Here is a 12,736-nt window from a genome sequence, read left to right as displayed (position 1 = left end):
CTTATGATTAATATCAAATCTGTTTAATGTTTAATTAGTCCTAAAAAAATCATTTTGCAAAGCTCCAAAAGCAAAAAATACATCTCGAGCTATAATAACTTAAAATTTGTGGTATCGTAATGTTGTTATATGTAATTTGTATATTTAATTGATTTTTTTAGTCAACAAAGATACTATAGAAAAAATAATTATCAATTAAATTAATTAGCTCTCAAAAAAACATTTTGCAAAGCTCCAAAAGGAAAAAAGCATCTCAAGCTGTAATAATTTAAAAATTGTGGTATTGTAATGTTATTGGATGTAACTCGTCTATATACATGACTTTTTATTCAACTAGAATAAAGGTGTATTTGATTATAATTAGTAGAATAATTATCAATTATTAATAGTCGATTGACTACCTCTATCTGGAAAGCCTTGACCTTTATGGAAACCTCCAGCTTTTATCGACTGAAACAAATCTTCAGTTACTTATTAACCACAGGAATTATTATTACTACTCTGTTTTCTCTAGGAGGTTATTGGCAAAAAGGTATCATTTTCGAGCTAATCTCTCATTTTAAAGTTCAATATTTTGTAATCAGCTTAATTTTGTTGTGCTGCTTAGGTATAACAGGCAAAAAGAGATTATTATTAGTAGGCATATTTTGCACAATTATTAACCTCACCCCAATTTTACCTTGGTATATTCATAAAAATGGTATTAGCCAAGAAACTCCTAACCTGCGAATTTTAGTTTATAACCTTTACGGAGGCAGAAATTCTCAATATTCACAAGTCACCAAAATGGTAAGACAAGAAAATCCAGATATAGCAATTTTTTTAGAACCTACTAATAAGTGGTTTAAAAATCTACAAAGATTATCTGATATTTTACCTAATTCAATTAATTCTGTTTCTCAGTCTACCTATGGAACTCCTCCCTATGGACTTGTTGCAGTTTACAGCAAATTTCCTCTCAATAATTACTCAATAGAATTTTTTGCTCCCAACAAACCTACTATTATTACCAACTTCAACATTAATCAGCAAACCATTTATTTAATAGCAACCCATCCTACTGTTCCGATATATAGAAGCACCTTTAAACAACGCAATCAAATATTAAAAAAACTTAGTAAATATATTCAACAATTAAATCATCCAGTTATTCTTGCAGGAGATTTGAATATAACTATGTGGTCTCCTGATTATCACAAATTAGAACAAGAAACTGGATTAAGAAATAGTCGTTTAGGTTTTGGTATTATTCCCACTTGGCCTGCAAGATTTAATAACTCTGTACTCTTGTATATTTTATCTAGATTTTTTTAAATTCCCATAGATCATTGTTTAATCAGTTCAGAAATTAAAGTTGTAAACGTTAATACCAGAGCTAATTCAGGTTTAAATTTAGGTTCAGATCATCTCCCTTTAATTACAGATTTATTTATTAGTAAATCAGGAAATTAATAATATCATGCCCAGATAATTAGTTATCAAAAAAACTATCCTTTCACTAGCGATCGCAAATCTCTTTTTGCTCCCTACTCTCTACTCTCTACTCTCTACTCTCTACTCCCTAATCATTTATTTATTTATAAATATTCAACCGGACATGATATAAGGTTCAGTTTTCTGCTCCGTTTCCAATGAATTTTTCCTACAATACATCAAAGCTTATATTCATTATCTAAATTAAATTTTTATTGATGTCATAGCAAATTAGCATTAGTTAAACCAGAATAAAAAGCTATTAACTTACCATCTTAAGTCAGTATTGCCTCTTTCATTTTGTCTCGCTCATTTTGTATTAAATTAAGTAGCGGTCTTTGTAGATTAGTTCTTAATAACTAAGGATATGTGCCAACTAATATCACTACTTTGACAAGACTAACTAGAATCTATCTCTAGAAATAAAATAAATTTAGCTAAAAAAAATCTCAATGTTAATTTTCAAAACTAACTCAAAGAAAGTAAGTATATTTTAGTTAACCAAGATCTTATGTTTTTCTTTCAGAGAAAATTTTCTACCGAATAATTAAAGTTTAAAGCCTCTTCTTTAAAGGAGAAAAAAGAAAAAATTTTACTTAAGCTTCAATCCTCTTCTCTTAAAGGATAGGTAATTGTTAATAATTAATTATTAATTGTTTAACTTGGCTCCACTATCAAATTAATCTCAAATAAATCAATTTTTTGACCGATACTCTTCAATTTGTTTTGCATTAATCTCCACCGCAGATACATCAATAGTACCAGGAGGAGTTAACCTACTAAAATTACCCCCTTCAACCTTAAGTGGTTCTCCACAACTAGGACATTGAAATTGAGTCTGATTTAAAGCAGTAAATTCATAACTACAAACAGGACATTTATCTATAATTAAATTACGATTCAACCACCAACGTAACCCAATAAATGCAATTATAGGTGCAATCAATATAAAACCAATTAATATCAAAACAGAATTAACTAACCATCCTAACCCTACAGACCCTAAAAGCCAAACAACAGCTAAAACAATTATCCAATTACCAATACTGGCCAGTGTTAATTTAAATACCTTTGAATTGCCTTGATTCACTTCATGATCTCCTTAAATATCCATCCTTTTTATATCCTAATCACAAATCTAAAAGTTGTTTGACCCTTTTAGTAAAAGCAACCCTACCAAACACTTTTACGCTTTCTTCTCGCAACCAATTACCATCAGACCTTCGGTCCTCTCCCTTCAACATCTCAATGCAAGCATTAGCTACTGCTTCTGGATCTCTATAGGGTACGCGCCATCCTAATTTTCCATCCTGTAAAGGGTCTGCCGATCCATCTGCATCACCTGATAATACTGGTATTCCACAGGCCATTGCTTCTAAATAAACTATACCGAATCCTTCCTGAGAAGGCATCACATAAGCATCAGCTACTTGATAATGTCTGACCAAATCTTCTGTAGGCACAAACCCAGCAAATATAACTTGTTTCTCCACCCCTAAATCTTGAGCTAACTTGGCTAACCGAGGTTGGTCGTCTCCTCTTCCAATGACTAAATACTTTACTTCTGGGAATATTTGTAGTATCTTAGAAAGGGCACGGATAGTAACATCAACACCTTTATAGGGGTCTCCTGACCAAAGTCTAGCGACAGTCATTAACACCTTTGCCCCTTCCAGGTTGTAACGCTCAATCAAATCTTTCGGTTTAGGCTGAGGAATAAAAGTATTCTCATCCACCATACAAGGTAACAATTGAAACTTTTCTTGGTCTAGATGATTATTTTCACAACAGCGATCGCGACTATAACGACTAATAGTTAAAATACGAGCTGCTTGTTTTAATGCCTGTTGATATTTGTTTGGTAGTGGTTCCCACACTTCCTTACCATAAGTCAAAACTGTGTAGGGAATGCCGAGAGGTACACACAAAATTTGAACTAAGGGAGCTAAATTAATATGACCACAAAAAACTTGTTGAGGTTGTTTTTTCAGCAAACACCATAATAATTTTGCTGCTAACCTAAAACGCCCTAACCAAAGAGGCTGAGTTTTTAAATAATAGAAATTTATATTCTTCGACTGATAGGGATTTTCACATTCTAATCCATCTCTCAGTAATAATATATCAGTATCTAGAACCGAATCAGAAGCATTTGTAGAATTTGTTAGGTCTTGGTAAGCCTGGAAAATATCTCTAACATAAGATTGAATGCCACCTTCACGAGATAAAATTTCCAGAAAAACAAATGTATTTCCTTTTTTTTGATTAATCTTGTTAGCCAACTTAATCTCCACATTATTATTTATATTTTTTATTTCCAAGCACCTCTAGATACTATTTATAGCACAACCTCGTAAAAGCCAATTATATGTAACTTTTGACCAGGGATAATTAATGATAATTAATATAAACTATAAATTATAATTTATCTAACTTTTGGCGATCATATTACAATTACAACTCAAAAAAAGGCGTTCCACAACGATCGACCTATGCCAGTAATAATATTTTTGCTAAAAACCCTAAATATTTTGAGAGTTAAAAATGAAAAATCAAACTTTTCAAACATATTTGACTTAAACAAATAAGCATATTGAAAATAGTGGGATCTATTTATGAATTATTTAATATTTTTGATGAAAAGCATTGTATATTCGAGAATTGCTATAACAATTAATATTAGGTTTTTTCGTCAAAGTATCAACGGACTTTTGGCAATTTTATTCCATAATGTGCAACCAAAAAAAACTTTTACAAAAGAACTAGCGGAACTTTGAAAGTCCCTACCCTTTAGAGAGGGGATGAAAACGGACACTGGGAGACAAATCCCGCAGTATCCACATAATTTTAACATTACAAAAACATAAAAATGAGATAATTCATAATATATATAAAATTAAGCAGGTGATTTATTTGTATGGCTGTCAGCAAAATCTAATCAAGCCCGATGATGACTTAAAATCAATTCTTGAATTTATTTGTTCTCAATCCCACAAGCTAACCAATTGTGGTATTTATTATGGCCGTCAATTGTTTTTTAAAGCTAAGAAAATAATTGGTAAGTATGACCTAGAAAAAGAGTACAAATCAAATAAACATTATCAAGTTTTGCATTCACAGGCAGCACAGCAAATACTTAGGTCTGTCGCTGAATCTTTTAAGTAATTTAAGGAGTTAGACAAAAAATACAAAAAAGGCAATCTGCATTTTAAACCAAGGGTTCCTAGCTATCGTAAAAAAGATGGTTTAGCAATGGTGACTTATCCCAAGCAAGCTTTAAGAATTGTTGAGGATAACATGATAATGCCTCTGGAACTGTAAAATGATGATTTAAATTAGACAGTTTTTTGATACCCATGCCATCTAAGTCTACAGTTTTCAGATATCAAACATTTGTGAATACTACCACACAATCAGTGTTTTTATGCTGAGTTTGTTGATCAAAAAGAGATTGTAATTCAACACAAGTTAAACCCGAAGAACGTCTTGGGTGTAGACCCCGGAATTAATAATTGGTTAAGTAGCCGTGTAAAAATAACTTGAACAATTTAAGTTATTGTTCTCGGCTTAATCACATAATTCCATTCACCACCAAAAAAGTCTGGCTCAATTCTAATGGCATTAAATTCTTCGCGACTTACTTTAATTCCTGTTTCGTAAAAATTTTCGTCTAGGTGAGCAACTACATTCAATACTTGTGTGGTAGTAGTATTGTTAATAAGATTAATCACGACTTGCAAGCTAGTTAAAGGTCTGCCACGCCAGTTTTGGGTGATCTGGCAACACAAGCGATGCTCAATTTTGTTCCATTTACTTGTACCGGGAGGAAAATGAGGCACATGAATAGTCCGATTAATCTCGTCGGCAAATTCTTGTAGTTTTAACTTCCACAGTCGGGAGCGATAACTATTACTACCACAACTGTCGGCTGCCATCATGATCTTTTGACTATCTGGATCAAGTTCTTCACCCATTGAGTACCACCAATGGCGAATCGACTCCACTGCAAAGCAGGCTGTGTCATGGTCGATACCAACATTGACCCATCCAGTATTAAAACTTAAGTCATAAATTCCATAGGGAATTGCTTTACTTAATTTTGGGTCAGCAAAGTCGTGCATTCGTACTTCTACTGGTTGTCCATTAACACACCATTCATGACCAGAGTTCTGAAAATCCCCAATTAATTCTTTTTTCTTGGTATCAACAGAAATGACTGGTTGATTTTCAGATTGGAAATATTTATTGAGCAATATGTAAAAACTGAGCATCTCGATCTGGGTGAGATGAGCGATCGCGAGTCTTACGATTTGATTGTAGGCTGTAACCAAGAGACTCCAGTAAATGATCAACACTTTTAGGGCTGATTCTGTGTCCCCCTTGATTCAATCCTGCTGCTAATTTAGCTACACTTTTTGAGGTCCATTTCAGAGGAGATTCTGGGTCTCCTAAAGTTGCGGGTTCAATCAGTAATTCCAAATCTGTTCACAGAGTTGGGTCTTTTTCTTCTAGTAGTTTATGGCCACCACCAAATTCACGAATTCGATCGCTGTAGTCCGATCTTGTTGTTCCATCTGATTTACAGAGATTATCCATACCAGCATGAATTGTTGTCCGGGAAAGTCCAGTTGCTTTGGCTACCAAGGTGATACCTCCCCAACCCAGGCTTTGAGCTTCAATGGCTGCCCATATACGTCGTGTTTTTTTCGTTTAAGTAAGGCCACAACAATTCATACTTGTCTTGAATAGTTTTGACTACAGAGTGATCAGACATATTACCCAACAATAAACGTGATACTTTGATTATTTAGCTTTGGGAGTAATTTGTTCAAGTTATTTTTACAGGCTCCTAAGTTGCGTTTCTAACGTTGGTACTAGCTTGATTATTGATGGGCGTAAGGTTAAAAGCCTTAACCAGTGGTATAATAAATGGGTTTCCACTCTCAAAGAGGGTAAACCCCAGGGTTATTCGGATGAGCAATTAGCCCACATCACAGAAAAACGTAATCGCCAGATGAGAGATGCAGTTAATAAAGCTGCAAAAATGGTGCGTTGGTGAATCAAGCTATGAAACCTAAATTTAGCCAAATAAATATAAAATGCTTTTCAGTTAATAGTAGAGTCTAAGCTAGGTAAAACAACACAGTCATTCGTACAAATTCCCACAACTAAACTTAAAGAATGAGTTAAACAACTGTGCCTTGAGTACGGGATTAAGTTTGTTGAAACTGAAGAGTCATATACCAGCAAGGCTAGTTTTCTAGATGGCGATTTTCTACCTACTTTCGGTGAAAAACCTGAAGGGGAGTCAGCGCATTGCGGGGGTTCCCCCCGTTGTAGCGACTGCCGTTGGAAACCATCAGGGAAACGAGTTAAACGTGGGATATACCACACTGGTAAAGGTTTGTGGGTCAAAGCTGACTTAAATGGTGCAGCGAATATACTTGCTTTCGGCACGCTTCGTGAACGTAAAGTAGAGACACAATTAGATCTAAGCCTAGTCAAGGTCTGTAGGCGAGTTTTAACCCTCGCGCTCCAGATTTCCTATCTGGGAAACCAAAACTAAAAAAGCTACCAGATTTGGCTTTATCCCCTAATCGTAGCAACAGTTTAGAATCCCCGCGCTTTTAAGCGCGGGGAGAGGTAAAACCCCTTGAAAATTTATACAAGTACACAACTACAAATGTACTCATCAAGAAAATCAACAAAGGGTGTAAAATCTTATTTTAGAAGTCTCATTCTTAGAATAGACCAAAAGTCAAGGATTTCTCAATTGGTAAAGTAGCACCAATACCCAACCACAGAGTTACTGCTGTACCAAACAAGAAAACAGCAGTCGCTACTGGACGACGGAAAGGGTTTTGAAACTTATTTACACTTTCAATGAAAGGAACCAACATTAATCCCAGAGGAATAGAAGCCATTGCTACAATACCCAACAACTTATTAGGTACAGTACGCAGAATTTGAAACACTGGCCAGAAATACCATTCAGGCAGAATTTCTAGAGGTGTAGCAAATGGGTCTGCTGGTTCGCCAACCATAGCAGGATCTAGTACCGCTAGACCTACACACAAAGCAAATGTACCAACAATTACGACTGGAAATATATAGAGTAAGTCGTTAGGCCAAGCAGGTTCACCGTAATAATTGTGACCCATACCTTTAGCTAACTTAGCTCTTAATTGAGGATCGCTCAGATCCGGCTTTTTTAAAGTGGACATAATCTTTTTTTCTCCGTAATCACCGAGAGCTAGTATTTGATTATTTTTGACACTATCACCACTAAATAAAAGATTATAGTGGGATATTCTTGCTTCACAGACTCTATAACTAGATGCACATAAACTCGTATCAAACAAGTTAAGTTGCATTTCTGTCAGACCATCTCTAGAAGCTTTATTTCTCCGTCTTTACCCTAAGTAAACCTCAGCGCAGGCGTTGTACTTTTATTGGGCGGTCTGTCCCGCCACTATTAATCCTAATATTTCTGATGATTTATGCTATAGCTACATCATCACGATTCGTATAGGTTAACTTACAAAGGTCCAGAGATACCTTGCTTACGAATCATCAAGAAATGCAGTAACATAAATACTGCAATTAACCAAGGTAGTACAAAAGTATGAAGACTGTAGAAGCGAGTTAAAGTTGCTTGACCAACACTTGTACTACCACGCATTAATTCTACAATAAATGGACCAACAAATGGAATTGCATCAGGTACCCCAGAAACAATTTTCACAGCCCAGTAACCAATTTGGTCCCAAGGTAGAGAATAACCTGTAACACCAAAACTAACCGTAATTACAGCCATAACTACACCTGTTACCCAAGTAAGTTCCCGGGGTTTCTTGAAACCACCTGTGAGATAAACTCGGAAAACATGAAGAATCATCATCAGCACCATCATACTGGCCGACCAACGATGGATAGAACGAATTAGCCAACCAAAGTTAACCTCAGTCATAATATATTGAACTGATGCCAGTGCTTCTGTTACTGTTGGCTTGTAGTAGAAAGTCATAGCAAACCCAGTAGCAAACTGGATGAGGAAGCAAACCAAAGTAATACCACCCAAGCAGTAAAAAATATTTACATGGGGTGGGACATATTTGCTGGAGATATCGTCAGCGAGCGCTTGAACTTCTAAGCGCTCATCGAACCACTTATAAGCTGCTGAATCAGTTACCTGTTTTGTGAACATGAAGCCAAAAATCCTAGATGAATATTGCTGTTTTTTAATCGATGGTTCTGGGTAGTTAGGAAGATATACTTACCTCAAACCTTTAACCAGCAATACAAAATATCATACCAACTGGTAAAGCAATTCACAGACAAGTCTACCTTAACTTTAAGAAACAAATATTAATTCTTTTCTACCCTCCCTTTAAAAAATTTAACATAACTTATGGATAAATTTCATCAAGTTGACACTCTGCGCTCCGAAGAGAGGCAGATTCTTTAAGAATGATTTAAAAGGAATAGTCAAATATCCCCCTAGACGCTCAAAACGATTATTGATTTACCAATACAGCAATTGCGCTTACTTGTTAATTTTTTTACGCTTTCCGAGTCCATGACGATGTCAGTAGATACGGTCAACACCCTGCTGTTACTTGCTCGTATAGTGGTTTCATACTCTGTACATTCGGTTCTTCGTTGCAGGAATTTTACCTTACTAGGAATGCCTCAAAGCGTAGATAGTTGTTCTTAACTTGCTTGGTTAAATTGTATCATTTTTTACTGAAAATAAATCCGCACGAGTCGCTTTTCGACCCTGTCTTAAAAGAAGAGGGCTACCAAGCTCCTGATATCTTAACGTGTCAGCTTTGATCAAGTTTGAGATATTAAGTATTTTTGATTTATACTGTAAATTTTACCCAATAATGCTATGAGGCAATAACTTTTGTATTTATGAAAAAAAGATTTATTCGAATTATATTTCTATTAATATTACCAGTGATTCTGAGTGGTGGATTTTGGACATCATCTGCATCAGCACTGACAGAGGAACAGAGTTTATTGGGCGAAGCTTGGCGGATAGTTAACTTGGCTTATGTTGATGATTCTTTCAATCATCAGAATTGGTGGTTTGTACGTCAAAAATTGATTAAGAAACCCCTTGAGAACAGAGACGATACTTATAATGCCATTCAAGAAATGTTGGCAAGTCTGGAAGACCCCTTCACCAGACTTCTCAAACCAGAACAATACAATAATTTGCAGGTTAATACTTCTGGAGAATTAACCGGAGTGGGTTTACAAATTGCTTTGGACCCTCAAACAGGAGAACTAATAGTCATCTCTCCCCTGGAGAGCTCTCCTGCTGAAGCTGCTGGTATTCAACCTCGCGATCGCGTCCTCAAAATTGATGGCCAATCAACTTCAGAATTTACTTTGGATGAAGCTGCAAATAGAATGCGAGGTCCTGTTGGTTCTTCAGTAGTATTGACAATTTTGACAGAAAGCAACGACCAACCTCAAGAAATTAAACTAATTAGGGATACTATTGAAATTAACCCAGTCTATGCTGAATTAAAGTATGGCCCGGAAACAGGAAAAATTGGTTATATTCGTCTGAGTCAATTTAATGCTAATGCTGCGACAGAAGTCAGCCAGGCAGTAGAAAGTTTTGAGCAGCAGGGGGTTATTGGTTATGTGCTTGATTTACGAAATAATCCAGGTGGACTATTACAAGCTGGCATAGAAATTGCTCGTCTATGGTTGGATGATGGTACTATTGTTTACACGGTTAATAGACAAAGATTTCTTGGTAGTTTTTCTGCTGAAGGACTAGCCATAACTGATTCCCCATTAGTTGTATTAACTAATCAGGGTACTGCCAGTGCCAGTGAAATTCTTGCAGGTGCTCTTCAGGATAATGGCCGTGCTTTGTTAGTAGGTGAAAAAACTTTTGGCAAAGGGTTAATTCAGTCTTTGTTTGATTTGTCTGATGGTTCGGGGTTGGCTGTGACGGTGGCCAAGTATGAAACACCAAACCATACAGATATCAATAAACAGGGAATTATGCCTGATGTTGTGGTGGAAGAAGACCCGATTTGGCCTTACCAAATTACCACAGAAGCTGACAAACAATATCAAGCTGCAGTAGAAATTCTTACATCTGAAATTGCATTAGCAAATGCAGCCTAATTGACTTTTTATCCATATTTTTGGTAGAGGTAAATATTCAGGATTTGTGTTTCTAAATAATATTCATCATTATTTCAAAAAGCTGATAGTTCTGTACAAATTATAAGTAGAGTATCCCTAATCCAAAACTCTAAATACTATCAGAGTAATGTTGAAAGAGCTCGAGTGGCTATAATTTTATATTTATCTGATTAGCTGAGTAGGCACGCTTATGAGTATAGTCTCCTCTTGAATCTTTAATTTTTGCGTGTATCCTAGCTACTTTAAACCGGGCTTTTTGATCATGATTTGACCCAAAGGTTTTCCTAGATAGAGACTTTTGAGCTAACCTTAATTTTTTGTGCAACTTGTTGAGATTTTTAGGATTAGCTACTTTGTTTCCATCACTGTCAGATAATTATCTTGATTCCTGATGGGTTAATACCCACGCGCGTCAACGGCAATTTCAATGGGTTTGGTGGGGTTTACAGCAATTTTCATTTAAGTGGACTACAAAATTCTTTTTGCCCAAGGGAAGGGAGGAGTAGTAGGGGGTAGGTAGGGACGTTGCATACAACGTCCCTAGATCCTAGAAAAATGCTTTGGCCACTGTAGTCTATGTGAAAACTGTTATAAATCCCCATCGCTCCCATTATCAGTCGTACTTTAGGGGTGTTAACTTAAGTTTTGCCCTAGCTAATACTAACTACTTCTTCCATTAGAGCTAGTAGATTCTGAATTTGGTTTAACACCATTATCTTTTAGCCAAATTATCGGTATTTGATGACGGCCTACTCGGTTGCTTTGCTCTTGCATAATACTTTTGGCCTGACTAGGATCGAAATAACGAGTAAAATCTGCTTTCTCTTGATTAAGTCTTTCAGTTGTGGCTTCAATTTCAGATTCAATTACTTGTAGCTTTTCTTGAATAGATTGGTAATGAGGCCACAATTTCAAGAAAGCTGATGTTACAAAAACAGAAATTACAATATTAGTAAATAATTTGACTGTAGTTTCAATTGTTATTCCTAGATAAGAAGACTTGATTCTTTTGGAAAATATTTGAGGTTTTACCTGAGTAGGAGTGTTGTGAGAAACTGGTGAAAATGTTACAGGTTTAGTAGCTTGCATAAAATTTAGTCAAGATAGCTTCATCAATTAGAATATTTTTCTATTTAGATATTAATCTATCGATTGAGTTTACATTTAAGATGTCAAAATAAAATTAAATATTGAAGTAAACTGCGATTATTGTGAACAAGTACAAGTGAAAGCTAATTAAGAATATTATTGTTGAAAAAATGATTTAACAAGATTGCACAACTCATCTAAAAGGACTATTATAGTGTTTTGATTTGATATGTAAATATAGATTGAGTTTTTTTATAATAAAAAAAGTGCTGTGTTGAGTACCATATATCCTTGTGTGTACTAATCTTTAATGCTATTTTCCCTCCTTTAGTATTCCCTATCCTCTACTACCTCAATACTTTTTTCATAGCACTTAGTATCCACATCCCAGATAAAAAGGCTGTAGTATGAAAAATCAGATAAATAATTGGTTCGTATTTGAATTTGATTTTAATTACCTTTGGTTTTCACAGCAAAGAAATTTTTTGAAGATTCCTATTCCATCTCCATAAAAAATTTGTCCCAACAGTTTTTAACATAGCAACTTCTCTATCATACTTAGTTTTGCTAAAAAGCAAAAATTTTACTGTATCTTGAGAAGCAACTGTTAGGACAAATTTAGATTTTGATAATTGACCGAGATTTTATTTGTAAAGCTCAGTTGAGAGTCGGAATGCTAAGATTCCTGGGATGAGAGCAATTACTAGAGCAACTAATACTTGAGTGTCAGATAGAGGCATAGTTCAAAACTCCTAATGTTTGTATTTGTAGTTTGCAGTTAATGTTCCATATTTTACCCGTAATTGGCAAATTTACAACTTGTAAACAAACACTAATTTTTTTTCTTCTTTCTACACTACGCATTTGATGTATTTAGCTGCGGGGTTTGCTCTTGCCTGAAACATCTCATAAGATTCTTAATATAAGTCAACATAAGTTTACAAAAAAGAAATTATTTTCAAGAATATAAAATTAGTTAAACTACTATTAATATTCG

General features: G+C 35.0%; 10 protein-coding genes and 2 pseudogenes. 4 read left to right on the top strand and 8 right to left on the bottom strand.

Annotated features, from left to right (window positions below):
- Positions 1-393: 393 nt before the first annotated feature.
- Positions 394-1,314 (top strand): endonuclease/exonuclease/phosphatase family protein, encoded by a 921-nt coding sequence (locus tag F6K06_RS06835; protein ID WP_287323195.1) that lies wholly within the window; start codon positions 394-396, stop codon positions 1,312-1,314.
- 853 nt (positions 1,315-2,167) lie between these two features.
- Here the strand turns inward: F6K06_RS06835 and F6K06_RS06830 are convergent.
- Together F6K06_RS06830 and F6K06_RS06825 are read right to left on the bottom strand one after the other, a co-directional pair.
- On the bottom strand, positions 2,168-2,563 hold the full coding sequence (locus F6K06_RS06830; protein WP_124145010.1) for a hypothetical protein: 396 nt from the start codon (positions 2,561-2,563) through the stop codon (positions 2,168-2,170).
- A gap of 40 nt (positions 2,564-2,603) precedes the next feature.
- On the bottom strand, positions 2,604-3,755 hold the full coding sequence (locus tag F6K06_RS06825; RefSeq protein WP_124145009.1) for a glycosyltransferase family 4 protein: 1,152 nt from the start codon (positions 3,753-3,755) through the stop codon (positions 2,604-2,606).
- Between the two features lie 631 nt (positions 3,756-4,386).
- Between F6K06_RS06825 and F6K06_RS06820 the strand changes: the two genes are divergently transcribed.
- Positions 4,387-4,638 (top strand): hypothetical protein, encoded by a 252-nt coding sequence (locus F6K06_RS06820; RefSeq protein ID WP_192901121.1) that lies wholly within the window; start codon positions 4,387-4,389, stop codon positions 4,636-4,638.
- Between the two features lie 383 nt (positions 4,639-5,021).
- Here F6K06_RS06820 and F6K06_RS06815 read toward each other — a convergent pair.
- Positions 5,022-6,247: pseudogene (locus F6K06_RS06815) on the bottom strand (ISAzo13 family transposase).
- 105 nt (positions 6,248-6,352) lie between these two features.
- Here F6K06_RS06815 and F6K06_RS06810 point away from each other — a divergent pair.
- Positions 6,353-6,532: a hypothetical protein gene (locus F6K06_RS06810; protein ID WP_287238723.1), complete on the top strand. Its 180-nt coding sequence runs from the start codon at positions 6,353-6,355 to the stop codon at positions 6,530-6,532.
- Positions 6,533-7,214: 682 nt separating this feature from the next.
- On the opposite strand, the gene petD is transcribed toward F6K06_RS06810, so the two are convergent.
- Positions 7,215-7,697, bottom strand: a complete 483-nt coding sequence (gene petD / locus F6K06_RS06805; protein ID WP_124145046.1) for a cytochrome b6-f complex subunit IV — start codon at positions 7,695-7,697, stop codon at positions 7,215-7,217.
- Between the two features lie 314 nt (positions 7,698-8,011).
- Positions 8,012-8,680 carry a cytochrome b6 gene (gene petB / locus F6K06_RS06800; protein ID WP_124145008.1) on the bottom strand — a complete coding sequence of 223 codons (669 nt, stop codon included), beginning with the start codon at positions 8,678-8,680 and terminating at the stop codon, positions 8,012-8,014.
- 710 nt (positions 8,681-9,390) lie between these two features.
- Here petB and ctpA point away from each other — a divergent pair.
- Positions 9,391-10,629, top strand: coding sequence for a carboxyl-terminal processing protease CtpA (ctpA, locus tag F6K06_RS06795; RefSeq protein WP_124145007.1), 1,239 nt, complete (start codon positions 9,391-9,393; stop codon positions 10,627-10,629).
- Between the two features lie 169 nt (positions 10,630-10,798).
- Here the strand turns inward: ctpA and F6K06_RS06790 are convergent.
- The 3 genes and pseudogenes from F6K06_RS06790 to psaM form a co-directional block, all read right to left on the bottom strand.
- A pseudogene (locus F6K06_RS06790) lies at positions 10,799-11,008 on the bottom strand (transposase); the annotation flags it as partial.
- Positions 11,009-11,310: 302 nt separating this feature from the next.
- Complete coding sequence (locus F6K06_RS06785) at positions 11,311-11,739, bottom strand: hypothetical protein (protein ID WP_124145005.1); 429 nt, start codon at positions 11,737-11,739, stop codon at positions 11,311-11,313.
- A 644-nt stretch (positions 11,740-12,383) separates the two neighbouring features.
- Entirely contained in the window at positions 12,384-12,479 is a 96-nt protein-coding gene (gene psaM, locus F6K06_RS06780) for a photosystem I reaction center subunit XII (protein WP_071525264.1), read from the bottom strand.
- Positions 12,480-12,736 lie beyond the last annotated feature (257 nt).

Origin of the sequence: Okeania sp. SIO1H4, from assembly GCF_010672695.1 — a bacterium.
GTDB lineage: Bacteria > Cyanobacteriota > Cyanobacteriia > Cyanobacteriales > Microcoleaceae > Okeania > Okeania hirsuta.
This window is presented reverse-complemented; position numbering and strand designations above follow the sequence as displayed.